The sequence below is a fragment of the Salinivibrio proteolyticus genome (genome assembly GCF_027286365.1).
Taxonomy (GTDB): Bacteria; Pseudomonadota; Gammaproteobacteria; order Enterobacterales; family Vibrionaceae; genus Salinivibrio; species Salinivibrio proteolyticus.
In genome coordinates, this window is sequence record NZ_CP114584.1 from 2,243,070 (window position 1) to 2,268,466 (window position 25,397).

Consider the following 25,397-nt stretch of genomic DNA (forward strand, 5'->3'; position numbering starts at 1 on the left):
GATTAATTATTAATTCACGCTCACACGCAATGCTGCGGCGATAGCAAAGGGTGCTAGGGTCACGGATCCCGCGAGCAAAGCACCGAGAATAGCCAACTGCCCACTAATGTTGGCGCCAAAACTTGCCATATCGATGGCAGATGTCGCGAAAATCAGTACTGGAATGTACAACGGTAAGATCAATAAGCTCAGCAGTACGCCGCCTTTACGTAATCCAACCGTTAACGCTACACCTATCGCCCCAACAAAACTCAGGGTTGGGGTCCCTAACAACAACGTCATCAATACGGCCTGGTAACTGTTCCAGTCCAAAGATAGCAATAACGCCAATAGCGGACTGACTACCAACAGCGGTAGCCCCGTCAGTAACCAGTGTGCGATTACCTTTGCCATCACCACCAGAGGCAACGGCACCGGCATCAGCATCATTTGCTCAAGCGAGCCATCCAGATAGTCATCACGAAAAAGACGCTCTAGAGATAGCAAGGCTGACAGCAGCGCCGCAACCCAAATCACTCCCGGCGCAATCTCCTGTAACAAATTTGCATCTGGCCCCACGCCAAGTGGGAAAAGGGTGATCACTATGATAAAAAACCACAGCGGATTTAAGCTATCCGATGGTTGTCGGAAGGCCACTTTCAATTCTCGGCGGATAATCAGCCACATCGCATTGATCATAGGGCCCCCAGACGGATACGTTGCAGTAACGGGTGGCCGACAAACATATCTTGGTGAGTGGTGAAAAGCACCATCCCGCCTTGCTCGACATGACGTTCAAATACCGACTCGAGCACCTGTACCCCTTGCTTATCGATCGCGGTTAGCGGCTCATCGAGTACCCACAGTTTACGGTGGCTGCTCAGCCAAAGACGTGCAAGCGCAATACGGCGATTTTGTCCCGCAGACAACTGTGCGGCAGGAATATCTTCTCGTCCCGCTAAACCGACTTTGGCCAGCGCTTGCCAAATAGCCGCTTGATCGTCTCGGCCATGCATTTTCATGTAGTACGAGAGGTTTTCGAACGCGGTGAGTTCGCGCTTAACCCCTGTGGTGTGCCCCAAGAACAGTAAGTGACGATAAAATTCATCTCTTTGCTGGGTAATCGCCTGTTGCTGCCAACAGACTTCTCCACTATCTGCGAGTCCCAGCCCCGCGATAATCCGCAACAAGGTGGTTTTACCCGCCCCATTTGGGCCTTCAATTTGTACAAGGTCGCCGGGAGAAAGAGAGAATGTCAGCGCATCAAACAACACTCGGTCATCACGAACACAGCAAAGCTGTTTCACTTCCAACATGACAAATGTTGCATCCTGCTTTGTGTTACAAAATTGGACGCATAGTACCACATTGGTCAAAATGACTGTTAGTTACCACAGGGTTGCAAAGTGTGACTCGCGTAAATAATTGTGAGAAACCATGAAGATCGGAACAACGAACCCTCAACAATTGGTGTTAAAACCGCCAATGTCGATACCAGCACTTGCCCAAAAACTTGACCCGTCTTTGCTTGCCAATGCCCAATTTACCCTGTTAACGCCGGGCAGCTCGACACCGCTATCTGATACATTGGCACAACTTCATCTCTTCCCTGCGGTATTGAATGCGATAAAGAATCAGCCCCCTGCCACTCAAGCCATGATGCAGTCGTTACTGGCGCTGTGGACACTACCCGGTAGCAAAAGCCATCCGCCTCTCGATCCTGAGACACTGATGCAATGGCTGACGCATCGCCCTGCTGACAAACCATTAACAACCCTATTGCGTCAATGGCTAAATCGTAACGAAGACGCGGGTCCCTTAATCGGCGTATTACGTCTGATGGCCGAACAGCGCGTCTCAGAGTCTGCACGGAGTGGCGAGTGGCAATGGGTGTTCCCATTTGCCGAACCAGAGAAACCTCCGGTACGGGTACATGTTAAACGGCGTCAGTCAGAAAAAAAGGCGAAGCCAGAGAAGCAACAGTGGCAGATACGTTTATATCTACCTGTGGGCAAGCAGTATGTCCGCGCAGACGTAAACCTTGAGGGAAAAGGAGGAAGCTTACTGCTAACGGCGCCGACGGACGCGCTAAAACGACGAATACAAGCAACATTGCCTTGGCTAGAAGAGCGCTTGGCTTCGCAACACATCCCGCTCAACATCGCCATCAACCCTCACCATGACAGCCAGCCGCCCGAGCAAGATACACGTCGTGCAGGCTTATCGATAAAGGTGTGATCATGAAAAAAACAAAACGAGCCATTGCGCTAGGGTATGACGGCTATCAAGCGCCCAGCGTCAAAGCAAAGGCAGTCAATGAATTGGCAGATGCCCTCATTGAGGCACTGTCCGACCAAGGCTGTTTGATCCACAAAGATGAGAATTTGCTTAAATGGCTAGAACGCCTAGAGGTTGGCGAAGCGATTCCACCCAGTTTGTACCGTGTGGTTGCAGAATTGATCGCTTATGCTTGGGTATTAGAAGGAAAAACCCCACCCGGGTGGCAGGAACCTAAGCCCATCAACACTAAAGTCTAACTACCGTTGTTGATTGGCCGCTTGGCGTTTGCGTAGACTAAGTAGCAACTCAGCCTCGGCTTTGGGCAAATCACACTCATGCATCAGCTCATCGAGATCGGCGCCGAGATCAACCATTTTGCTAGCACGACTGTAAAGGCGACTGCCTGGATCTTGCATTTCAAGTTCCACCTGCTTTTCCAGTAACTCGTCAACATTTGTAGCAATGTCTGCCAGTTTTTGTCCCATGCCCATACTGCCCGCACGCAGCTCATTGAACTGTTTGGCAAGGCTGTCATGGCGCTGACGCGCACTTTTCAACACCGTTTCCATGGCCTGCAACTTGTTTTCAAGTCGCTCTCTGGCGCGTCGCTCAATCCGCAAACGCCACAAAGCGACGATGGCAAAAACCACCGTCACTGCGACAGGTAACCAAGTCAATAACAGCGCAACCATTACAGCATTGCCATTTCATTCCATTCTTCGTCGGTCAACAGTTTGTTGAGATCAACGAGGATTAGCAAGTCGCCATTGCGGTTGCTTACGCCTTGGATAAATTTGGCGCTTTCTTCTGTACCGACACTTGGTGTGGTGTCAATTTCTGAGGTTTTCAGGTACACCACCTCAGCCACACTGTCGACCATGATACCGATCACTTGTGTTTCCGCTTCAATCACGATTACACGGGTATTGTCGGTGACTTCGCCTGGCATCAAACCAAATCGAGAGCGAGTGTCGATGACGGTTACCACGTTACCACGCAGATTGATAATCCCTAACACATAGTCAGGTGCGCCAGGAACAGGAGCAATTTCGGTGTAGCGCAACACTTCTCGCACCTGCATGACGTTGATGCCGTAGGTCTCTTCTTCGAGCTGAAAAGTGACCCACTGCAATACCTCGTCATTGACGCCTTCTTTTTGAACTTCAGCTACCTGAGACATTGATTTTCCTCTTTACGCGCTGTGCAATTTATCATTACGCCATCGCTTTGGCGTCAATCCCCTGATTTAACATAGCAATAAATGCTTGAACATGGATCAGGGCACACATTTTTTCTTTGACCATACCCGCCAACCAAGGCCGCTTTCCGGCTTGCTTGCGCCAGCGAATTGCTTTACCACTTAATGCCTGAGTACCCAATAAGCGATTACAGGCCAGTCCCCACTTACTATCACCCAGTAATACTATGTAATTATAGTCATCTCTGTGGCTATTATCTGCCAGTTTTTCTGGCATCACCCAACGGGCGGTATCGACCACATCAAGCTGTTGGTGTTTTTCTGTCTGCAAACCCAGATACCAGTCAGGACGACCAATCAAGTGATTGCAATCTCCCAATTGGTGGATCCCGCCTAACTCCGCGAGCGGCACCGCATAGGTCACGCCCATACTCTCAAAAAATAACACCTGAAACTCAGAGGCGGTTTCCACATTTTCCCATTGGGTTGGCGGCAGGTCCTCTCCGGCTTGGGTCTCTGGCTCCACTGCTGACTCGACATCGACTGTTTGCTCGACTTCCACCTCGGTTTCAAGATCTACCTCGGTTTCAAGATCCACTTCAGTGTCAAGCTCAGCATCAGTGGCAATATCCGCCTCCAGATCGGTCTGGGGCTCAACCATCATTTCAGTATCAAGATCGATTGCCTGTGCCTGCTCGGTTTCAACCGTAACCTCTTCGGTCACCTCGGTGTCCACGATAGGCTCATCCAGCAACGTCTCGGTTGCCACCTCTGTGTCGCTCTCAATGTCTGTCTCAGTGGTAACCTCAAGGTCGGGCTCAACCACCGTATCCACATCAGGGGTGTCTGTTTCAGTCGCCGTTTCTACTTGAGGCTCAACCTCCGCTTCGGCTTGCGCCAGTTCGGCTTCTTCATCCACTTTCAGTTGCGCAAGCAAGCGCTCAACCTCAGCGAGATCGCGTTCTGGTTCAGCAAATGCCACCGGCTCAACGTCGGTCTCATCAGGGGCAAGCTTAGGCTGAGGCTCGAGCTGATAATCTGGGTCAAGTGGCGTCGCCGTTTTCTGCCAACTTGGTTCACTGTCTGACTGACGCACGCTATCTTCAGCAACGGCATCTTGCTGAGGTGCACGGGTCTCGTCTAAGTCATCCAGTAAGGCTTCAAAATAGTCATCGAGCGCCTGACCACTGGATAGGGCATTATGCTTGTTCATCCTGCTCCAGTCGCTCCAAATACGTTAACAGTGTCTTGTAGGCAAAAACGCCACGGCAATTTTTTGCATAAAACGACGCGGGCATATGTTTTAGGCTCGCATCGCGGAATTTGGTATCGATGGGCACCGCCGATGCCCAAACCTGATCGCTATAACGCACTTTAAGCTCTTGCAATGTTTCTAACGATGCGCGAGTTCGCTTGTCATACATGGTCGGTATGATCGTTAAGTTAAAATTAGAGGTTCGCGACTTCTGCATGATCTGCAGGGTGCGCATCATACGCTCTAACCCTTTCATTGCCAAAAATTCTGTTTGTACTGGGATCAACACACGGTGACTCGCTGCCAATGCATTCACCATCATTACCCCCAGTATAGGCGGGCAATCAATGAGGACATAATCGTACTCATCAGCCAGTGAATCGAGCGCCTTTTTAAGCACTAACCCCATCCCACCGCGATTGCCCATCACTCGGTCTAGTGTCGCAAGGGACATATGCGCGGGAATCAAGTCCATGTTGTCGAACTGGGTGCGCACAATCAGTGGCTTCACCGTTTCTTTATTCACGGTTTGCAGCTGAAAAAGATCGAATAAGCTCGCAGGCAACTGCTCAGAGTCAAAATTTAGATAGGTCGACAAGGAGGCGTGCGGGTCCGTGTCCACCAGCAGAACGCGCTTTTTTCGTTCGCTAATTAAACCGGCCAGTGTCACTGTGGTGGTTGTCTTACCGACACCGCCTTTTTGGTTGGCGATACTCCAGACTATCAAGCCCCACTCCTTATTTTAAATTCAGCTCAACCAGAATACGCTCTGCGATACGATCGAGCGGTAAATCCTCCGATGAAATACCCGCTTTAGCCACCGCTTGAGGCATACCGTAAACGACACAGCTTTCTTCGTCTTGTGCCCAAATGGTAGAGCCTGCGCTCTTCAGCATTCGTGCGCCTTCTCGGCCATCTGCCCCCATGCCTGTCAACACCATCGAAAGGACCTTGTCACCATAGACTTTGGCCGCCGAGCCAAAGGTCACATCGACACAAGGCTTATAGTTCATGCGCTCACCGCCATCTAAAATTTTCAAGCGCGCTGCGCCCGGTCGGCCATCTATCATCATCTGCATGCCACCCGGCGCCAAATAAGCATGGCCCGGCTTTAATGCATCACCGTCTTTGGCTTCGGTAACTGTAATCTGACTCAACCCATTCAAACGCTGTGCAAACGCTGCCGTAAATGTTGCTGGCATGTGTTGGATAAGCACAATCGGTAATGGAAAGTTGGCGGGAAGCTTGGTCAGCACTTTTTGCAGTGCGACTGGTCCACCAGTCGATGTGCCGATCGCCACGAGTTGATAACGCTTACCGCTTGAGGTAAATCGCGCAGGCGCCTTTGACTTTGCCGCAGGGGCTGGGCTTGGCGCCGCAGGACGGACGGGCGCACGTGCGCCGCCCGCAGGTGAGGCCGTTTGTCCTGTTGTCGCACTCGGTGCTGGTTTACTAGGACGACGCAAGAAAGAGCGCTTGCGCGCAATTTCGAGGACACGCTGTTGAAGTAAACTGGTCGCTTCATCACGATTGCGCGCAATATCCTCAAATTTCTTGGGTAAGAAATCCAAAGCTCCCGCTTCGAGCGCATCAAGGGTTGCTTTTGCGCCTTCATGAGTCAGAGATGAAAACATCAAGATTGGCGTCGGCGTTTGGTCCATGATTTGACGTACCGCTGAGATGCCATCTAGAACAGGCATCTCAATATCCATGGTCACGACGTCAGGTTTGAGCTGAGCAACCTTCTCTACCGCTTCTTTACCATTCACCGCGGTATCAATCACTTCCAGCCTAGGGTCGCCGTTAATAATCTCGCTGACGCGGCGGCGGAAGAAACTTGAATCATCCACCACCAGAACTTTCACTGCCATGCGCTTCCTTTTCTCAAATTAACCCGCGTAATGTTTTAGCAGGTTGGGCACATCGAGGATAAGAGCAATGTGTCCATCACTTGTGATGGTTGCCCCTGCCATACCGGGAGTCCCTTGTAGAAGTTCATCTAGCGGCTTGATGACCACTTCTTCTTGGCCAAACAAGGTGTCCACCACAAACGCAATGCGTTGATGAGCAATTTGCACAATCACCACATGGCCCTTGGTTTTATCGATACCAGACTGACCTTTACACAACCAATCTTGTAAGAAGAAGATAGGGATGGCTTTATCTCGAACAATCAAGGTAAGCTGCCCATCGACCGTATTGGTACGTGACATATCTAAACTGATAATTTCACTGACGTTCGACAGTGGGAACGCAAACGGATTATCACCGACGCCCACCATTAATGTCGGGAGAATAGCCAACGTTAGCGGAACCTTGATTTCAATAATGGTACCGCGTCCCAATTCAGAGTCGATGTTAATCGAACCGTTGAGTTTGGTGATCCCCGTTTTCACCACGTCCATGCCAACACCACGTCCGGAGATATCTGAGATCTCGGTTTTGGTCGAGAAACCGGGCGCGAAAATCAGGTTATACGCTTCACTGTTAGTCAGTCGTGCCGCAGCATCCGCATCTAAGACGCCACGATCGACCGCGATGCCTTTCAGTTTCTCCGCATCCATACCGCCACCATCGTCTTCGATAGTCAGCAGAATATGGTCACCTTCTTGCGACGCTTTCAAGGTGATGGTACCCACCCGTGGCTTACCCACCTTTTCACGCGCGTCTGGCATTTCAATGCCGTGGTCAACCGAGTTACGCACCAAGTGGACCATGGGGTCGGCCAATGCCTCGACCAAGTTTTTATCCAAGTCGGTCTCTTCGCCTTTCATCTCAAGGACGATTTCTTTCTTCAAGCTACGTGCTAAATCACGTACCACGCGTGGGAAGCGGCCAAAAACTTTTTTGATTGGCTGCATTCGCGTTTTCATGACCGCGCCTTGAAGATCGGCGGTGACCACATCGAGGTTAGTGACCGCTTTGGACATGCTCTCGTTGTTACTACTTTGCCCCAAACTCACCAAGCGGTTGCGTACCAGAACCAATTCACCCACCATGTTCATGATGGCATCGAGGGTTGAGGTATTAACGCGAACGGTTTGCTCCTGTTGTGGGGCAGCAGGTGGTTTTTTATCCGGTGCTTTTTCTGTCGCAGCGGGCGCTTTATTGCCGGCCCCCGCCTTAGCAGGCGCACTGGGTTTAGCAGGTTCCGCTTTTTTGGGTTCAGGCTTTGGCTCAGGTTTAGGTTCGGCTTTAGGCGCTTCTGCTTTTGCCGCTGCTGGAGGCGTATCGCCCACTGCAGGCCCTTTGCCTTTCCCGTGTAAATCATCGAGCAGCTTTTCGAACTCATCATCATCGATGAATTCATCACCACCGCCACTCGCAGGCGCTTTTTCAGGAGCGGACTGCTCCGGTGTGTCATTGCTATTTGCCGCGGGGCCTTTACCCGCACCGTGTAAATCGTCTAGCAGTTTCTCGAATTCGTCATCGGTGATATCACCACTGTCGGCCTCTGTGTCTGCAACCACATCGGGCTTGTCTTGGCTATCGCCGCCTGCTGTCGGCGCTTTCCCTTCGCCATGCAGTTGATCGAGTAAGCGATCAAATTCATCTTGGGTGATCTCATCGACCGAATCACCACTGATTGCATCATCACTCGATGCTGAAGCTTCCGGTTCTGGGGTCGGCTCTGGTTCTGGCTCAGGCGTTGGTTCTGGCTCAGGCGTTGGTTCGGGCTCTGCTTCTGGCTCAGGCGCTTGCTCGTCTGCACTGGCAGGTTTCGCATAGCGGTGCAGCGCCTCTAGCAACTCAGGCGAGGCCGCTGTCGGCTCCTCACTACTTTGAACCGCTGAGAATTGATCATTGATGGTATCCAACGCTTGCAAAATGGTATCCATCACATCTGAGGTCAACTCTCGACCATGGTTGCGCAGCGTATCAAAGACATTTTCCGCACCGTGACATGTGTCAACCAGCGCATTAAGGCCCAAAAAGCCCGCCCCGCCTTTTACGGTGTGGAAGCCACGGAAGATGGCATTCAGCAAGTCTGAATCGTCAGGGGCACGCTCCAAGTCGACCAGCTGTTCAGACAGCTGCTCAAGGATTTCTCCCGCTTCAATCAAAAAGTCCTGAAGGATTTCTTCATCCATTTCAAAGCTCATAGCGCACCTCTAAAAACCCAAACTCGATAATAAGTCATCGACATCATCCTGGCTGTGGACCACGTCATCACGCTCTTCAGGATGAATAATCGGTCCTTCCGGCGCTGACTTGTCAACGGTATCTTCTTGTTGAGACGGCGCTTCTCCCGCCGTCTCGTCATTTTCCATGCCGAATGCAGTCAGAATTTCGACGAGTTGTTGTTCGACTTCTTGCACAAGTTCGATAACACGTCGAATCACTTGGCCGGTGAGATCTTGAAAATCTTGAGCCATCAAAATATCGGTTAAATGGCCGTGAAGCTCTGTCGCTCCGCCTTCCACCTGGGTCAACAACTCGTCGATGTTGTGGCAAAGGCCTTTAAACTCATCCAGGGCGATTTCACCCCGCATCAAGCTGTTCCAATTCGGCCTAACCGCTTGCAAATTATCTTGCAACTCACTGGCAATAGGCATGGTACGTTCAACCGCATCCATGGTGCGGTTGGCCGCAAGCTCGGTTTTCTCCATCACATAAGTGAGGCGATCGCGAGCGTCAGGAATATCGACAGTCGCCAAATCACCAATTCTGGGATCCAAGCGAAAGTTGGAGATAGAGTCGTGTAATTGGCGGGTGAGTTTGCCCACTTCATTAAACAGTGGGTCTCGCGCCTCTTTCGCGATATCAGCGAGAAGCGCATTAGCGTTATCTTGCTCTCCACTCTCAAGATACGCGACCAATTGTTTCGCTTGGTCCAGATTGATCATGACGATTACCTTTTACTGTGCGCTTGCTAATTACATGCGCTCGAAAATTTTATCGAGCTTCTCTTTCAGTGTGGCAGCAGTAAAAGGTTTTACGATATAACCGTTCACGCCTGCTTGCGCAGCTTCAACAATCTGCTCACGCTTCGCTTCGGCAGTGATCATCAGTACAGGGAGATGCTTCAGGGAGTCATCCTTTCGGATCTCTTTGAGCAAATCGATTCCCTGCATCCCAGGCATATTCCAATCGGTCACGACAAAATCAATACCGCCCTTTTTGAGGATTGGCAGCGCTGTTAAGCCGTCATCCGCTTCAACGGTATTGTTGAAACCTAAGTCACGAAGAAGATTCTTTACGATACGGCGCATTGTTGAAAAATCATCAACAACGAGAATTTTCATGTTTTTATCCAAGGTTGCCTCCGGTGAGGTCTCGTTTTATTGTCGAAACTGTTACTTACTCACTATGCCAAGCGGAAAGCTTGGCTCTCAATCGTTGCGTGGCCTGACTCTGAATCTGACAGACCCGGGATTCACTCACCCCAATCACTGCCCCTATCTCTTTGAGGTTTAATTCCTCATCATAATAAAGAGATAGCACCAGTGCTTCTCTTTCGGGAAGACTTTTTATCGCCGCGGCCAATGCCGCTTTGAAATTATCCTCCGCAACATCCTGAAAGGGAAGATTGTCGTTGCGATGACTGTCGGTTGTAAATGCATCTTCGGAGACACCTAAGTCGTCCATGCCGATTAATCGGCCACAGTTAACGTCATTCAGTGCCTGATGATACTGATCTAGGCTCATATCAAGCCGTTGTGCCACTTCTACATCCGTGGGATCACGGCCTAATTCCTTTTCCAGTGAGGCTATCGCATCACTGATTGTCCTGCTTGCTTTGTGGACCGAGCGTGGCACCCAGTCACCACGGCGCATATCATCCAGCATAGCACCGCGAATCCGAATACCGGCATAGGTTTCAAAACTTGCGCCCTTACTCGGATCATAATTTTGCTGCGCTTCAAGCAAACCTATCATGCCTGCTTGAATTAAATCTTCGACTTGTACACTCGGCGGCAAGCGCCCCATTAAGTGGTGCGCTATCCGTTTGACCAAGGTTGAGTATCGTTCGAGTACCCCTTGGCCATTATCACCCGTGCGACTATAGGTGAGCGCTTTATTCACGAATTAACTCTCCTGCGTCATCATTTTTGATCAGCAAACGCTCAACAAAAAACTCCAGATGACCACCAGGGTTACGCGGTACTGGCCACGTCAGTGCTTTATTCGCCAGAGCGTTTAAAGCCAACGACGCTGGCGAGCGAGGAAATGCGTCGATAACAACTTTCTGTTTTCTCACTGCTTGCCTCACTCTTTCATCCACAGGAACACATGCCACTAATTCTAGATTAGCATTTAGAAACCTTTCAGTGACTCGCGTTAATTTTGTGAACAAATCTCGCCCTTCACGGTAGCTTCTGACCATATTTGCCACGATTTTAAATCGATTCACGCCATGTTCACGGCTTAAAATCTTGATCAGAGCATAGGCATCAGTGATTGACGTGGGCTCATCGCACACCACGACCACCACATCCTGCGCTGCACGCGAAAAGCTCAGTACCATATCAGAGATCCCCGCAGCGGTATCTACTAAGAGTACATCAACCTCTTCTTCGAGTGTACCAAAAGCGCGAATCAAACCAGCATGTTGCGCGGGAGTTAGCTCGGTCATGCCTTGCATTCCAGACGATGCTGGCACAATTTTCATACCGTGCGGCCCTTCAATGATGATGTCTTTCAAATCACAAACACCTTGAAGGACGTGAGACAAGTTCTTGCCGGCTCGTAATCCGAGCAACACATCGACATTCGCCAAGCCAAGGTCTGCGTCAAGCACCATGACTTTTTTGCCTTGGCGCGCCATAGAGGCTGCCATTCCTAGGGTGACATTTGTTTTCCCCACACCACCTTTACCGCCAGTCACTGTGATGACTTTAGTCCGTGAGGGGTTGGTTAGACGGCGAAGGCCGCTTGCTTGATCTTGCATGGTTGTCTCAATCATAAAAGTCCGCCCCATTCGACTCTGGGACATCACTGCTCCAGAAGTGATTGTGCTGATCCGCGCCTGATTCCAGCATTTCGCTGGCTTTTGACACGAGGAAGTGTCCTGTCGCTTGGCGGATATCTTCCGGCACACGTTGCCCGTCAGCTAAGTAAGCAACAGGCAGGGCATTTTCGATGGTGACACACAACAGCTCACCGAGGCTTAGAGATTCGTCCAGCTTTGTCAGCACACAGCCGGACAAAGGAATACGACGAAAATGTTCAATGGTTTCTTGTAATACGCGACGTTGGGACGTCGCAGGCAAAACCAGCAAGCTGCGGATATGCGAACCGCTGTTTTGCATTAATGTATCGAGCTGCTCTGAAAGGCGCAGATCGCGCTGACCCATACCGGCAGTATCAAGCAATATCAAACGTCTATGACGCAGTTGATAAAGGATGTCGGCCAGTTCATCGGCATCTTTAGCCACCTTGACCGGACAGCCAAGAATACGTCCATAGGTCGCAAGTTGTTCATGCGCCCCGATACGAAACGTATCTGTGGTGACTAACGCGATTTCTTCAGGGCCAAAGTCCATGGCGGCACGGGCCGCAAGCTTGGCGATCGTGGTAGTTTTTCCTACTCCGGTGGGGCCCAAAAGCGCAATCACGCCGCCTGTTTCAAGCATGTTTTCATCCACGGTGATGATTTGGTCAGCGACCAAATCAAGCAACGCTTGCCAAGCTTCAGTGGGAGGCGTGTCTTCTGGGATATAACACGCGAGCTGATCCGATAGGTCAGACGATAATCCCATGCGCTCCAAGCGTTTAATCAGCATGGCACGCAGCGGCTCTCTACGTTCAACCTCTTGCCACATCAAGCCTGACAGCTGATGTTCAAGTAAGCTACGAATGGAGGCCATTTCTTGGCGCATCGCTTCAATCTCTTCATTGGACGATTGCGACTGGCGCGCTTCGAACCGGGAAGGATCCAGTTTAGGCTTGCTACCCGGCTGTTGATGCTGGCGCCCTGCATCTTGCCAACTGCCACGACCATTGCTCTTCAACTCGCGACGAGGTTCATAACCTCGCCCTAATGCGGCAGGCCGCTCAGGTTCTCTCGAATTCGAATGACGTTGAGGGTCGGGGCGAGATGACTGTTTTTGTTGTCGTTGCAACAACGCAGACAGGGAGTCGGCTTCGTTTTGAGGCGCACGGTCTGCTGGGCCTGATTTATCTCGATATTCATCGAGCATGGCCGAAAAACGGGGCGGTCGCTGATTGCGCGGCGCCGCTTGTTGGCGTTGGCGCAATTGGACCTTGTCGTCAGCGAGCTGGCGGTGTGCATTTGAGTATGCCTGCGCCGCCTGCTCTTGTGCATGAGCCTGTGGCTGCGGCTTGGCAGGAACAGGATCTGTATCGGCATCGACGGCAGCAACAATTTCCACACCACCAGTCACTTTTTTGTTAGACATGATCACCGCATCCGCACCGAGCTCTTCTTTGACTTGGCCAAGTGCAGTACGCATGTCTTTAGCAAAAAAACGTTTGATTTTCAAAGCTCTGCCCTACTCAAAAAACGGTATTAATTATTACCGACCGCATTGACGATACGAATTTGTTTCTCATCCGGCACTTCTTGATATGACAAGACACGTAGCGTCGGAATGGTATTCTTCACAAATTTCGCTAAGGTCGCTCGAAGCACGCCAGACGTTAGCAACACGGCGGGCTCGCCTTGCAGCTCTTGCTGCTGCGTTGCCTCGGCTAATGATGATTGCAGGCGTTCTGCTAACCCAGGCTCAATGCCTGTCGACTCACCACCGGAGGCCTGCATGGTTTTATGCAACATCTGTTCCAGCTCAGGCACTAACGTAATGACTGGCAGTTCTGGCGCAATACCATTGATTTCCTGCACGATCAATCGACGCAGCGCAATCCGAACCGCTGCGGTGAGAATGTCGGGATCTTGACTCTTTCCTGCATACTCCGCCATGGTCTGCACGATGGTACGAATATCTCGAATGGGAATCGCCTCACTGAGCAAGTTTTGCAATACCTTCACCAAAACACTTAGTGGGATCTGGTCAGGGATGAGCCCTTCCACCAAACGAGGGACTTGTTTACCCAGCATATCGACAAGGTTTTGTGCCTCTTCGTGGCCCAATAAGCGCTCGGCATTATTCGTCAGCATTTGGCTAAGGTGTGTCGCCAATACGGTCGCAGAATCGACCACCGTATACCCCAACGCTTGTGCGTGCTCGCGTTGGCTTGGTTCAATCCAAACAGCTTCGAGTCCAAACGCGGGGTCTTGCGTCGGCTCTCCTTCAATCGGTCCAAACACTTGTCCCGGATTAATGGCAAGTTCATGCTCTGGACGGACTTCCGCTTCACCGACCGCAACACCCATTAAGGTAATTCGATAGTTATGCGGCGGTAACTCCAGATTATCGCGAATATGAACAGGAGGAATGAGGAATCCAAAGTCTTGTGAGAGTTTTTTACGTACGCCTTTTACTCGGTCAAGCAACTCACCGCCTTGGTCTCTGTCTACCATTGGAATTAGACGATAACCCACCTCTAGACCAATCACATCCACTGGCTGCACATCATCCCACGACAATTCTTTCGGTGTGATAGGTGCCGTCTCTAGCTGCTCGGGCTCATCCGCTTTTTGTTGCGCTTTTTGATACTGCTGGTATTTCCAATAGGACAAACCACCACAAATAATCGCTAACAGCAGGAACGGGATGTGTGGCATGCCCGGCACGATACCCATCACGGTAAGAATGCCGGTAGCAATCATCAGCGCGCGCGGGTTATCAAACAGTTGGAAGACAAGTTGCTGCCCCATGTCTTCATCAGTATTTTGACGCGTCACCATAATGGCGGCACCAATCGACAGCAAGAGCGACGGAATCTGTGCCACCAAGCCGTCACCAATGGTCAGCAAGGTATAGACTTCAATTGCATCAGAGAAAGGGAGGTCGTGCTGACCCATCCCGATAGACAGACCACCGACTATGTTAATTAGCAGGATAAGGATACCTGCGATCGCATCCCCTTTAACGAATTTAGACGCACCGTCCATGGAACCGTAGAAGTCCGCTTCTTTGGTCACTTCTTGGCGGCGCGTTCTCGCTTGTTCTTGATCGATAAGCCCAGCATTTAAGTCTGCATCAATGGCCATTTGCTTACCGGGCAAGGCATCCAAGGTAAAGCGAGCACTCACTTCCGAAATCCGTCCGGCACCCTTGGTTACTACCATAAAGTTGATGATCATCAGGATAAGGAACACCACCAGACCAACGGCATAGTTGCCCCCGATCACCACCGAACCAAACGCGCCGATCACCTGACCCGCGGCATCCGGCCCTTCATGGCCATAGAGCAACACCACCCGAGTCGACGCAACGTTCAACGCCAAGCGTAGTAAGGTCGCTATCAACAACACCGTGGGAAACGCGGCAAAATCAAGTGGACGACGGGTATAAATCGTGACGAGCAAAACCACCAGCGACAAGGCAATGTTGAACGAGAACATCAAGTCCAACAGCATGGGCGGAACGGGCAATACCACCATCGCGAGGGTGGCTAGTACTAGAATGGGTGCCCCAACCGCGGGCATCGCACGCAAGCGGTGGTAAGGAACTTTGTCTGAGAATGGCAGCTGCCACTTGGCTTTTAGCATGTTACAAGCTCAAATCCATGATAGGTGAACGGCGGAAAAAGCGACGCGCTCGTCAAACATAAGAGGAAGGGGAGAAAGCAATATTTGCGCCAACAAACAACCCCGAAAGTGTCAGCATTTTGTCACTTCTCAGACAAAAACACGCAGCCCAAAGGACAAGGGAGTGCTAGTCGTGGCGCAAATCTGGCGGAATCGGCAAATAAGCGTCTTCTGGACGCGTCGGCCGACGGCCTCGCCCTTTTTTGTATTGCTTGAGCTGGAAAACGTACGCCAGTACCTGTGCAACTGCCGTAAATAAACCATCTGGAATTTGTTGCTCAAGCTCTGTGCTAAAGTACAGTGCTCGCGCTAACGGCGGTGCAGGGACAATCGCTACATCATGCTCAGCGGCAATCTCACGAATTTTCAATGCCGTAAAGTCAGAGCCTTTTGCCACCACCACAGGTGCGCTATCCATGTCACTGTTATACCGAAGTGCAACCGAGTAGTGCTCGGGGTTAGTCACCACGACATCGGCTTGTGGCACTTCTGCCATCATTCGTCGTTGCGCCATTTCACGCTGCAACATGCGAATTCGACCTTTGACTTCAGGGCGACCCTCGGTTTCTTTGTACTCGTCCTTCACTTCTTGTTTGGTCATTTTTAGTTGCTCATTGTGCTGCCATATCTGAAACGGCACATCAATCGCAACCACAATCAACAGTGAGCAACATACCAACAACACGAAGTTAAGCAGAATATCCATCGCGTGATAGAGGTTTTGCGGGAAGGTTTCAATCGTCAGTTCGAAGAAGTCTTGGAGATTGATATACACCAAATAGGTTGCTACGCCCCCAACCAACAAGACTTTAAGAATCGATTTCAAAAGCTCGACCAAGCCTTGGGTGCCAAACATCCGTTTCACCCCCGCAATGGGGCTCATTTTAGATAACTTAGGGCGCGCCGCTTCCCACGAGAAGCTGATCCCACCAAGGCCTGCCGATCCAGCTAAACCAGAGAAAAACAGCAATAACAGCACGAGCCCGAGTGGTAGAATAAGGTGCAATAGCTCGCCAACTACCACGAGCATCAACTCGGAGGTATCAAACACCTCGGCGCGCGACAACGTAAAAAGCCTCGTCATCAACGCCATTAACGCTTCCCCGAGCGATTGCCCAAACCACATCAAACTCACCGCCCCCAATATAAGGACAGCGACCGATGCCAGTTCTCTTGAGCGCGGTACTTGGCCTTTCTCCCGCGCCTGCTCCTGCCTTCGGGGTGTAGCGTCTTCTGTTCTTTCTTGGCCGTCACTCTCTGCCATCAGTTCGGCTCACAGTTAATGCGAATCAAAGAGCAGACTTGGTTGAGCCCGGTCTGCCAGTGGTTATCGTAATGCGTCAAAATACCGAACAGTAAATACCAACTGATCAGCAAGCCCATCAGCAATGCAAATGCGAAGCCAAGAGAGAAAATATTTAGTTGGGGAGCGGCACGCGTCATCACCCCGAACGACAGGTTAACAATCAATAGCGCGATAATGCCCGCCAATGACATGCTCAAAGCGACCTGAAACATGATACCAAACCAATCCGCGAGGCTGCGATAATCCGCTGCACCAATCATCTCGCCGATAGGGAGCGTTTTAAAGCTCATAACCACTAAATTAAGCATTTGCAGGTGCCCATCAGTGGCAAGAAAGAGCATCACCGCCAAGAACAGATAGAATTGCCCTAGCAATGGGGTGTTTTGACCATTGGCGGGGTCAACCATGGAGGCGAAACCCAAACTGGATTGCATGCCGAGGATTTGCCCCAACACCACAAACGTTTGAGTAATAAATTGAGTGACCATGCCCATGGCCACGCCAATCACGATTTGCTGTGCCAACACCATAAATCCTGCAAACGACACCAATTCGATCTCTTCTGGCACGGCAGGAAGCGCAGGCATCACCGCAAAGGTAATCGCCAGTGACAGATATAAGCGAATGCGTACCGGCACAAACCGCGCGCCAAAGAACGTCATCGCCATCATCATCGAGGAGATGCGAGTGAACGGCCAAAAGTAATTGGCCATCCATGACAAGATAACAGAGGCGGGGTATTCCATGCCGTCGCCCTAGTAAAGCAGGGTTGGGATCTCTTCTACCAGGCGGTAGAAGTACTCCATCAGCATGCGCGTCATCCAATGGCCGAAAAACATAAGGGCCACAAACGTGGCGATCAAACGCGGTAAGAAGCTGAGTGTTTGCTCGTTGATTGAGGTTGCAGCTTGGAAAATCGCCACAATCAAGCCAACCAACAAACCGGGTACGACAATCGCCGACACCAGCAGTAACACCAGATACAAGGCATCTTGAAATAATTCAACAAACGCTTCCGGGGCCATCATTGCCTCCTTTAGCCAAAACTACCCGCTAAGGTAGAAAGAATGAGGTTCCACCCATCAACCAAGACAAACAGCATCAGCTTAAATGGCAAGGAGACGATCATCGGCGAGAGCATCATCATACCCATTGCCATCAGGACAGATGCCACCACCAAATCAATCACCAAAAACGGCAAAAATAGCATAAAACCAATTTGGAAAGCCGTTTTCAGCTCTGAGGTGACAAACGCAGGGATGAGTACCGTCATCGGGACTTGCTCTGGCTCACTGACTTGCGCACCCGACATGTTGACAAAGGTCTCAAGATCTTTGACGCGTGTCTGTCGCAACATAAACTCGCGTAACGGTACTTGCACACGGTCAAATGCGTCTCGCGCCGTTATTTGCTCATTGATGTAGGGTTGAATGGCGTCCGTGTTCATGCGATCGATCACCGGTGACATAATAAACAGTGTCAAGAACAAAGCGATCCCGATGATGACTTGGTTTGACGGTGTTTGCTGAAGTCCCATTGCCTGCCGCAAAATCGCCATCACCACCACAATTCGGGTGAATGAGGTCATCAAAATCACGATGGCGGGCAAAAAGCCCAGCGCGGTCATCAGAGCGAGGATCTGCAATGTCACCGAGTAGTCTTCACTGCCATCAGGATTGACGCGCATCGTCACGGCAGGGATCCCGCCTCCGGTGTTGCGACTTGTCTGCAGTCGCACTGCCTCACCGGCCTCATCAATCGATTCGGTGGTAATGGTTTCTTGTGCTGGCGTTGCTTCTTGTTGGGCAAATGTGACAGGTGAAAACAGTGACACCCACACAAAAAGCCAAGCCGCAAGTAACGTTTTGATAGTCATTTTCGATTCAACAGTTGGCCGAGTTGCTCAGCAAATCTCGTATTCGGTGCTGGCGCATTTGACGACGTCGGCATGGGCGAATCCAGCGCTTTTAGCAACCGAATATTGGTGGCTGTCACGCCGATCACAAGCTGCTCGCCATTGATATCGACCACTAAAATACGCTCTTTTTGCCCAACGGCCAGTTGGCTGATGATACGAATGCCATTAGCTTGCCCAGCCAATCCAGGCAGCTTTAATCGTCTCAACAACCACGCCAGCGCAAAAATAAGCGCAAGCACCAATGTCAGTGATACCAACATGGTCGCGATACTAATATCAGGCGCCGCGGCCCATACAGGCAGCGGCGCAAACAACAAGCCTCCCAAAAGCCGATGCATGATTTTCCTTATCGTAACTTCTTAATTCGCTCAGTCTGGCTGATCACATCCGTCAACCGAATACCAAATTTATCGTTCACCACAACCACTTCGCCATGCGCAATTAAGGTGCCATTCACCAGCACATCAAGCGATTCCCCTGCCAATCGATCTAGCTCGACCACAGAGCCTTGGTTTAATTGCAGCAAATTACGAATATTTATTTGTGTGCGCCCGACTTCCATCGATATGGTCACAGGGATATCGAGAATGGCATCCAGCTTGCGTTGCTCTTCTGGGCCAATTCTCTGTTCACTGTCGTCCGTCAGCTCTTCTAATGGTGCCGCTTGCACTTCATCAGAGCCTTCCACTTCTGACTGTTCGGCCAGGGCGGCAGCCCAATCATCATCTACATCATTTTGATCCATGACGTCTCACCCCTGTTTACTGGTTTTGATTACTGGTATCACTGCCACCTTTACCATCAATCGGTAAATCTTCTTCTAAGTCGTCAAGCAATTCTGGCTTGTCCTGAAGCAGTGAAATATCTGATTTAGCCATATCTGGCCGTTTCAATTTTTCAACGATTTTGAGTGCTAGCTTATCGTTAGACTGACCCATTTTGGCACGATAGGTCGGCAAATCTTCAATAAAGACTGTACACGCGTCTGGCATATCGACAGGGATCACGTCCCCTTTTTGCAACTCCATCAAATCGCGTAATGACAGCGTAGTATCTAACAGCTTGGCACTGAGCTCGACATTAACGTCCAAGATTTCATCGCGTAACGCTTTACTCCAGCGTACATCCGTGTCCATTTTGTCACTTTGGACACCCGCATCTAGCAACTCCCGAATCGGCTCTAGCATGGAGTACGGCATAACCATGTGGCAATCACCACCGCCGCCGTCAAGCTCGATATGGAACGAGCTCACCACAATTACTTCTGTTGGGCTAACAATGTTGGCCATCGCCGGGTTTACCTCTGAGTCGAGGTATTCAAAGGCCACTTCCATCACCGGTGCCCACGCGTCTTTGTAATCTTCAAACACGAGCTTGAGCAGCATTTGAATCACTCGTCGCTCGGTCGGAGTAAATTCACGCCCTTCAATCCGAGCATGAAAACGTCCGTCACCACCAAAGAAGTTTTCCACCAAGATGAAGACTAATCGTGCTTCCATGGTGATAAGCCCGGTCCCTTTTAATGGCCGGAAACGCACCATGTTTAAGCTCGTCGGGACATAGAGCGTGTTTTGGTACTCGCCAAATTTCATCATCTGCACGCCGTTAATCGATACTTCGGCGGTTTTACGCAGCATGTTAAACAAACTAATGCGCATGTGACGCGCAAAGCGCTCATTGATAAGTTCAAGCGTCGGCATGCGACCGCGCACAATACGGTCTTGCGAAGAGAAATCAAACCCTACCGCACCACCTTCGCCGGCTTCGGGCTCGTTATCATCCTCTTCGACGTCATCAACACCGTGAAGGAGCGCATCAATTTCGTCTTGGCTGAGTAGGTCGGTCACGTCATCACCTATTGCATCACAAAACCGGTAAACAGGACCCGTTCTACCACAGGTTCACCGGTGACTTTAATCAAGGCCGCACGCACATTCTCGGCCGCTTGCCGCCTCACTTCGAGTTGGCCTTGCGGTGTACGCAATTGCTCAGCGGTTGCCGCCCCAAAGGTATTCAACAGCGCGTGCTCCACCAAGGGCAAATTTTCTTTGGCAAGCGCTTCCATTTCATTGCCTCGCACCAGCAGCTGAGCCTTAACTTGAACGAGACGTTGCTGCTCGTCGCCCGTCACATTGAACACAAACGGGCGCGGTAAGGTGACATAAATCGCTGGCAGTGACATTGCTTGCTCTTCAAGCACAATATCGTCTTGGCTGTCATCTCCTCCAGATAAGAAGAAAAACGCTGCACCACCGGCCACTAACAGCAGCAACACAGCTGCAGCAATAATGATGATCAGCTTTTTCTTTCCACCTTCAGGCGCTTCTGGATTGTTATCATCGGCCATCGTTATTCGTGCTCCTCATCTTTACACCCACATCAAGCGTAATAGTCAACGGCTCTATCGCTATGTGAAACCTGTATGGTTTGGCTGGTTAATACCTCGTCAACACCGTCATCGAGCCCCGACATCCCGGATGCAGCCCCACTCGATTGGCCTGCGCCGCTTTGTTGCTGCTGACCCGATGCCATTTGTTGGGCACCACTGTCTTGCTGTTGGACCGAGCCTTGGGCTAATTGTAGCCCTTGCTGCTGTAACATTTCACGCAAACGCGGCATCGCTTGTTCGACGAGATCGCGTGCTTGATGGTTCGCGACGGTAATGTGCACAGTCGCTTGGTCATTGTTGATACCCAGCTTAATTTGCATCCGGCCTAATTCAGGTGGATCAAGGCGAATATCAACCTGTTTCAAATTTTTCGACAGCATTACATTAACGCGCTCACTGAGTGCCGCGCCCGCTTCTGCAGGCGATTGTCCCATGGGTAAGGGGGCTTGAGCATTTTGTGCCGCTTGCATATCTTGACGCGCAGTATGTGCTTGCGCCGATGACGTTCCTAAGCTAGTCGCTAACTGCTGCATCAGCGTATCGGAGCGTGTCGACCCACTACCATCCACTCCCGCTGCTTTATCCGCGTTTGCCGCCTTCTCAGTCATGGCTTTTACCGCAGCTTTGCTCAACCCTGCCGCTTGCGCCTGCTGACTGGCTAGCGCATTCGCGCCCGCCTGTCCTAATTGAGCGGTCAACGATGAAGAGGCCTTACTGCTGCTCTCCCCGTCACCGGCATGCAATTGATAAGTCGTTTGATTAGCTTGACGCTGCTTGTCCAGATTGTCTGCCGAACGCGCAGCCAACGCTGCGGCGATATCTTTAGCCACAACCGACTCTTTACCCTTTTTTTCAGTTTCATCCGCGCCGGCTTTGGCCTCGGCCCAAGGGATCGACGCCGACGCGAGCTTCATCGCTTTGTCTGGCTGTGCAGATGCCATCCCTTGTTCGTCACTGCTGAGACTGGTCCCGCTGCGCGCCTGTTGATTCGCTCTCACTTGCGCTACCAGTGCCGCTAGCTGGTTGGGCGACAATTGCGCCAGCGCCTGTTCTGGATCGACATCATCAGGCAGCTGCCGTGACAACGTCTCTAACAGTGCTTCTCGCGAGACCTTTTGCGCTTGGGCATGCTCGTGCATCTGTTTCTGCAATGATGCTAACGCTTTGTCATTTGACGCCTCTTTGTCGGCGCCTGTCATGTTGTCAGCATTGAGCAGTGATTCACTACCCGCTTTGACAGGCAAATCTTTGCCATTCAGCGTTGCGGCAGCTTGATTCAAGCGTGCAAGCAGTGCTTCCCCTTCCTCCATCGCGGTCATATCGGCAATTTGGGCCATTTCTGCTTCACTGAACATACCATCGGCCAGCATTGCCTCGGCATCGATCATTTGGCCATCAACCAGTAAGGTTTTGCCATCCGCCATCAACTCAATGGGCAACTCGCCATCCGCGCCATCTTGCTGAAGCGTTTGGCGTAATGTCGCTAAAAAGCCCGCTTCTGGCGACGCCTTAGCTTGTCCAGCTAAAGGCTGGCCCTCGCTTGGCGTTGGCGCGATGTTGGCAGATAGATTAGAAAGCGTCAGGTTAGACTGCGTCATAGGTCTCTCATCATTACCGTGTAAACCACCTGTTCGCGAGGCGAATACTCGCTCGTCGTGGTAATGACAAAGCAATTATCGCGCCATTATGAGATTAAGAGAAGGGGGAAGGACGACGGCGAGCAATAATCGCTGCCATTTCATCCATTTGGCGCTGCTCTTGATAGCGTTCTCGCTCCGCTTGCTCACGTTCACGCTTTTCAATTAGCCACTCTATCGATTGCCGATACTGCCGCGCTTGATGCCAGGTTTGTTGGCAGTTATCGAGATGCTCTTTAAACTGATGTTCTGCATCTCGCTGTTTTGCTAGGGTTTCATCCAGCTGGACTATGAATTTGTTTAGGTGGCCAAATGCACTGGCCGATAAACCTTGCTGGCCGCGATCACTCATTTGCCGACAATACTCCAAGCGGTACTGCTCGATTTGCTCCAGCTGACGATAGTAATTATCCAAAGATTGCTGCGCCGCGACAACGGCAAGCTGCGCCTGCTTTTCATCTTCTTGGGCTTTATCCAACAGCAGTGTCAGTGCATGATCAGCCATCGATTACCCCTGCAAGGTTGAGCGTAACATGTTGACGCACATATCATAGGGAACCACTTCTTTCATACCTTGCTGCAAATACCCATCCAATCGCGGCTTAATACTAAATGCTTGGTCAACCGCTGCATCTGAGCCTGGCTTGTACGCGCCAATCGAGACCAAGTCTTGATTTTTTCGGCAAACGGACAACACTTGCCGCACCGCTTTAGACATCAGAATTTGCTCTTCACTGGTGATGTTTGGCATCACACGGCTGACCGAACGCTCAACATCAATCGCAGGATAATGCCCACTGTCAGCCAACTCGCGCGATAACACGATATGCCCGTCAAGAATGGCGCGGGCTGCATCTGCAATCGGATCTTGTAAGTCATCACCTTCAGTGAGTACAGTGAAAAACGCCGTAATCGAACCTTGCCCAACCGCGCCATTACCGGCACGTTCAACCAACGAAGGCAAACGCGCAAAAACCGACGGCGGATACCCTTTGGTGGCCGGTGGCTCACCAACCGATAAAGCGATTTCACGCTGCGCTTGCGCAAAACGAGTCAAAGAGTCCATTAACAAGAGCACATCGAGCCCTAGATCGCGAAAGTATTCGGCAATGGTCAACGCAGTCTGGCACCCTTTGAGGCGCATCAGTGGTGACGCATCGGCAGGGGCTGCAACCACCACGGCACGCGCGCGTCCTTCCTCTCCGAGGATATCGTCAATAAACTCTTTGACTTCGCGACCACGCTCGCCAATGAGCCCCACCACAACCACTTGTGCGGTCGTACCTCGTGTCATCATGCCAAGCGTGACAGACTTACCTACCCCCGAGCCTGCAAACAAGCCGATACGTTGCCCTTTGCCGACGGTTAAAAGGCCATTAATCGCCTTAATACCCACATCCAAAGGTTCACGAATCGGCTGGCGCGCCAAGGGGTTGATTGGCGTCCCTTCTAAGCTAGCACGCTTATCAGTATAGATATCGCCCTTTCCATCCAAAGGGTTGCCCATACCGTCGATCACTCGGCCGAGTAATTCCATCCCCACCGCCAAATGGCCCCGCTCTGCCAGCGGCGTCACACGTGCACCAGGAAGCACACCAGACACTTGCTCATTGGGCATCAGATAAAGTAGCTCACCGGCAAAACCAACCACTTCGGCCTCAATGGTGCCATTAAGGGTATCGACCGAGCAGACAGAGCCAATCGGCGCGCGACAGCCAATGGCCTCGAGTGTCAATCCCACCATACGGACCAATTTCCCCGATGCGACGGGTTTGGGGGCGAGGTTATCAACTTGCCAGTGCTTGAGTCGCTCTGCCAATGCACTCATGACTCACCTTTGCCCTGATCCACGGATTCGTTTTGCTCAGCCGACGGTGCTTGCTTATCCTGTGAGCTAGCTTGAGAGTCTAGCTCTGACGACGCATGCTCTTGCGGTGCGTCCGCCTCCTGTTGCGCGTGATCAGGCATGGTTTGCTCAGATTCTGTCACAGGATCCGTTTGTTGGGACACTGCGTCCGACGGGCGCGCTTGGTTTTTACCATGAAACTCTCGTAACAAGGTGTCCACACGCTCGGCAAGACGGTAATCCACCACCGAGTCTTTCGCTTTTACGTGCACATCGCCACGAGACAGTGCTGGCTCGGATTGTAACGTCCAATCGCGCGCGGCAAGGGTATCTGGCCCGTATGCATCACTGACTACCGCGTGATCATCTGGGTGTAGGGATACAGTAACGGGGTGATCAGCAATCGGCAGTGCCTCGATGGCGGCGCGTAAGGTTTGTAAGATCACGTGCGGATTGGTCTGCACTTCGACGCCAATCAGAGATTTGGTCAACGCTTGCACCATCAATAGCAACTGCTGCTCGACATCTTCATTAACCTTTTCGAGCGGGTGCGTAAGCTGATTTAAAATTCTATCTAGATGCTGGCAGCGCTCCTCTATTAGCGCTTGCCCAGCGGCAACGCCTTCGTCAAAGCCTGCTTTTTTACCTTCTTCGTGGCCTTTCTCGCGTCCCTCTTCAAGGCCCGCTTCTAACCCCTCACGATGACCAAGCTGCTTGCCCTCCTCATGGCCCTCGTCGTAGCCTTGCTGACGAATCGCTTCGAGCGCATCCGCGGTTAAAGGTTCAGGCGCTAGCTCCGACTCTTCGGGTTCCGGTTCGGGCTCCGGCTCCCAACTCGGGTCATAGTTGAGTGCGGTTTCTTTGGGTAAAGACTGCTTATCGCCGTAAGGAGGCAGTTCCCATCGATCAATGGTTTCTGTCTGTGCTTCGTCAGCACGAATGTAGCCACGACGCTTATCTAGGCTCATGAT

At 51.3% G+C, this 25,397-nt stretch carries 28 protein-coding genes; 2 read left to right on the top strand and 26 right to left on the bottom strand.

Annotation, left to right across the window (positions count from 1 at the left end; all coding sequences use genetic code 11):
• Positions 1-9: 9 nt before the first annotated feature.
• Together ccmB and ccmA are read right to left on the bottom strand one after the other, a co-directional pair.
• Positions 10-678: a heme exporter protein CcmB gene (gene ccmB / locus N7E60_RS10635; protein WP_269597463.1), complete on the bottom strand. Its 669-nt coding sequence runs from the start codon at positions 676-678 to the stop codon at positions 10-12.
• Positions 675-1,295 carry a cytochrome c biogenesis heme-transporting ATPase CcmA gene (ccmA, locus tag N7E60_RS10640; protein ID WP_077455493.1) on the bottom strand — a complete coding sequence of 207 codons (621 nt, stop codon included), beginning with the start codon at positions 1,293-1,295 and terminating at the stop codon, positions 675-677. The genes ccmB and ccmA overlap by 4 nt, the downstream gene beginning before the upstream one ends.
• A gap of 121 nt (positions 1,296-1,416) precedes the next feature.
• Between ccmA and N7E60_RS10645 the strand changes: the two genes are divergently transcribed.
• Both N7E60_RS10645 and N7E60_RS10650 read left to right on the top strand, forming a co-directional pair.
• On the top strand, positions 1,417-2,217 hold the full coding sequence (locus tag N7E60_RS10645) for a hypothetical protein (protein WP_269597464.1): 801 nt from the start codon (positions 1,417-1,419) through the stop codon (positions 2,215-2,217).
• Positions 2,218-2,219: 2 nt separating this feature from the next.
• Complete coding sequence (locus N7E60_RS10650) at positions 2,220-2,516, top strand: EscU/YscU/HrcU family type III secretion system export apparatus switch protein (protein WP_269597465.1); 297 nt, start codon at positions 2,220-2,222, stop codon at positions 2,514-2,516.
• Here the strand turns inward: N7E60_RS10650 and N7E60_RS10655 are convergent, their stop codons facing one another.
• From N7E60_RS10655 to fliH, 24 genes are all read right to left on the bottom strand, one after another.
• Entirely contained in the window at positions 2,517-2,951 is a 435-nt protein-coding gene (locus tag N7E60_RS10655; protein WP_069587178.1) for a DUF2802 domain-containing protein, read from the bottom strand.
• Positions 2,951-3,439 (bottom strand): chemotaxis protein CheW, encoded by a 489-nt coding sequence (locus N7E60_RS10660; protein WP_069587175.1) that lies wholly within the window; start codon positions 3,437-3,439, stop codon positions 2,951-2,953. Before N7E60_RS10660 ends, N7E60_RS10655 begins: the two co-directional genes overlap by 1 nt.
• 34 nt (positions 3,440-3,473) lie before the next feature.
• A complete protein-coding gene (locus N7E60_RS10665) occupies positions 3,474-4,670 on the bottom strand; it encodes a chemotaxis protein CheW (protein ID WP_269597466.1) in 1,197 nt (398 codons plus the stop codon).
• The gene (locus N7E60_RS10670; RefSeq protein ID WP_069587171.1) at positions 4,657-5,439 is read right to left on the bottom strand and encodes a ParA family protein; all 783 of its coding nucleotides are present in this window, start codon (positions 5,437-5,439) and stop codon (positions 4,657-4,659) included. Before N7E60_RS10670 ends, N7E60_RS10665 begins: the two co-directional genes overlap by 14 nt.
• Positions 5,440-5,449: 10 nt before the next feature.
• Positions 5,450-6,583 (bottom strand): protein-glutamate methylesterase/protein-glutamine glutaminase, encoded by a 1,134-nt coding sequence (locus tag N7E60_RS10675; protein ID WP_077455498.1) that lies wholly within the window; start codon positions 6,581-6,583, stop codon positions 5,450-5,452.
• An 18-nt stretch (positions 6,584-6,601) separates the two neighbouring features.
• Complete coding sequence (locus N7E60_RS10680) at positions 6,602-8,815, bottom strand: chemotaxis protein CheA (protein ID WP_269597467.1); 2,214 nt, start codon at positions 8,813-8,815, stop codon at positions 6,602-6,604.
• Between the two features lie 9 nt (positions 8,816-8,824).
• On the bottom strand, positions 8,825-9,559 hold the full coding sequence (locus tag N7E60_RS10685; protein WP_269597468.1) for a protein phosphatase CheZ: 735 nt from the start codon (positions 9,557-9,559) through the stop codon (positions 8,825-8,827).
• A gap of 30 nt (positions 9,560-9,589) precedes the next feature.
• Positions 9,590-9,958: a chemotaxis response regulator CheY gene (gene cheY, locus N7E60_RS10690; protein ID WP_069587163.1), complete on the bottom strand. Its 369-nt coding sequence runs from the start codon at positions 9,956-9,958 to the stop codon at positions 9,590-9,592.
• Between the two features lie 55 nt (positions 9,959-10,013).
• A complete protein-coding gene (locus N7E60_RS10695; RefSeq protein ID WP_069587161.1) occupies positions 10,014-10,739 on the bottom strand; it encodes an RNA polymerase sigma factor FliA in 726 nt (241 codons plus the stop codon).
• Positions 10,732-11,619 carry a MinD/ParA family protein gene (locus tag N7E60_RS10700; protein WP_069587159.1) on the bottom strand — a complete coding sequence of 296 codons (888 nt, stop codon included), beginning with the start codon at positions 11,617-11,619 and terminating at the stop codon, positions 10,732-10,734. Before N7E60_RS10700 ends, N7E60_RS10695 begins: the two co-directional genes overlap by 8 nt.
• Positions 11,612-13,159 (bottom strand): flagellar biosynthesis protein FlhF, encoded by a 1,548-nt coding sequence (flhF, locus tag N7E60_RS10705; RefSeq protein ID WP_077455501.1) that lies wholly within the window; start codon positions 13,157-13,159, stop codon positions 11,612-11,614. The genes N7E60_RS10700 and flhF overlap by 8 nt, the downstream gene beginning before the upstream one ends.
• Positions 13,160-13,185: 26 nt before the next feature.
• The gene (gene flhA, locus N7E60_RS10710) at positions 13,186-15,291 is read right to left on the bottom strand and encodes a flagellar biosynthesis protein FlhA (protein ID WP_269597469.1); all 2,106 of its coding nucleotides are present in this window, start codon (positions 15,289-15,291) and stop codon (positions 13,186-13,188) included.
• A gap of 166 nt (positions 15,292-15,457) precedes the next feature.
• A complete protein-coding gene (flhB, locus tag N7E60_RS10715) occupies positions 15,458-16,594 on the bottom strand; it encodes a flagellar biosynthesis protein FlhB (RefSeq protein WP_269597470.1) in 1,137 nt (378 codons plus the stop codon).
• Complete coding sequence (fliR, locus tag N7E60_RS10720) at positions 16,594-17,382, bottom strand: flagellar biosynthetic protein FliR (protein ID WP_269597471.1); 789 nt, start codon at positions 17,380-17,382, stop codon at positions 16,594-16,596. Before fliR ends, flhB begins: the two co-directional genes overlap by 1 nt.
• 9 nt (positions 17,383-17,391) lie before the next feature.
• Positions 17,392-17,661 carry a flagellar biosynthesis protein FliQ gene (gene fliQ, locus N7E60_RS10725; protein ID WP_069587148.1) on the bottom strand — a complete coding sequence of 90 codons (270 nt, stop codon included), beginning with the start codon at positions 17,659-17,661 and terminating at the stop codon, positions 17,392-17,394.
• Between the two features lie 11 nt (positions 17,662-17,672).
• A complete protein-coding gene (gene fliP, locus N7E60_RS10730; protein ID WP_069587147.1) occupies positions 17,673-18,512 on the bottom strand; it encodes a flagellar type III secretion system pore protein FliP in 840 nt (279 codons plus the stop codon).
• Entirely contained in the window at positions 18,509-18,892 is a 384-nt protein-coding gene (gene fliO / locus N7E60_RS10735; RefSeq protein ID WP_269597472.1) for a flagellar biosynthetic protein FliO, read from the bottom strand. Before fliO ends, fliP begins: the two co-directional genes overlap by 4 nt.
• Positions 18,893-18,900: 8 nt before the next feature.
• Positions 18,901-19,299 (bottom strand): flagellar motor switch protein FliN, encoded by a 399-nt coding sequence (gene fliN, locus N7E60_RS10740; protein ID WP_269597473.1) that lies wholly within the window; start codon positions 19,297-19,299, stop codon positions 18,901-18,903.
• Between the two features lie 16 nt (positions 19,300-19,315).
• Positions 19,316-20,401: a flagellar motor switch protein FliM gene (fliM, locus tag N7E60_RS10745; RefSeq protein ID WP_077662865.1), complete on the bottom strand. Its 1,086-nt coding sequence runs from the start codon at positions 20,399-20,401 to the stop codon at positions 19,316-19,318.
• A gap of 8 nt (positions 20,402-20,409) precedes the next feature.
• The gene (gene fliL, locus N7E60_RS10750; protein ID WP_077479275.1) at positions 20,410-20,901 is read right to left on the bottom strand and encodes a flagellar basal body-associated protein FliL; all 492 of its coding nucleotides are present in this window, start codon (positions 20,899-20,901) and stop codon (positions 20,410-20,412) included.
• Positions 20,902-20,933: 32 nt separating this feature from the next.
• Positions 20,934-22,541 (bottom strand): flagellar hook-length control protein FliK, encoded by a 1,608-nt coding sequence (locus tag N7E60_RS10755; protein WP_269597475.1) that lies wholly within the window; start codon positions 22,539-22,541, stop codon positions 20,934-20,936.
• Between the two features lie 94 nt (positions 22,542-22,635).
• Complete coding sequence (fliJ, locus tag N7E60_RS10760) at positions 22,636-23,085, bottom strand: flagellar export protein FliJ (RefSeq protein WP_069587140.1); 450 nt, start codon at positions 23,083-23,085, stop codon at positions 22,636-22,638.
• A 3-nt stretch (positions 23,086-23,088) separates the two neighbouring features.
• On the bottom strand, positions 23,089-24,408 hold the full coding sequence (gene fliI, locus N7E60_RS10765; protein WP_077639657.1) for a flagellar protein export ATPase FliI: 1,320 nt from the start codon (positions 24,406-24,408) through the stop codon (positions 23,089-23,091).
• Complete coding sequence (gene fliH / locus N7E60_RS10770) at positions 24,405-25,394, bottom strand: flagellar assembly protein FliH (RefSeq protein WP_269597477.1); 990 nt, start codon at positions 25,392-25,394, stop codon at positions 24,405-24,407. The genes fliI and fliH overlap by 4 nt, the downstream gene beginning before the upstream one ends.
• Positions 25,395-25,397 lie beyond the last annotated feature (3 nt).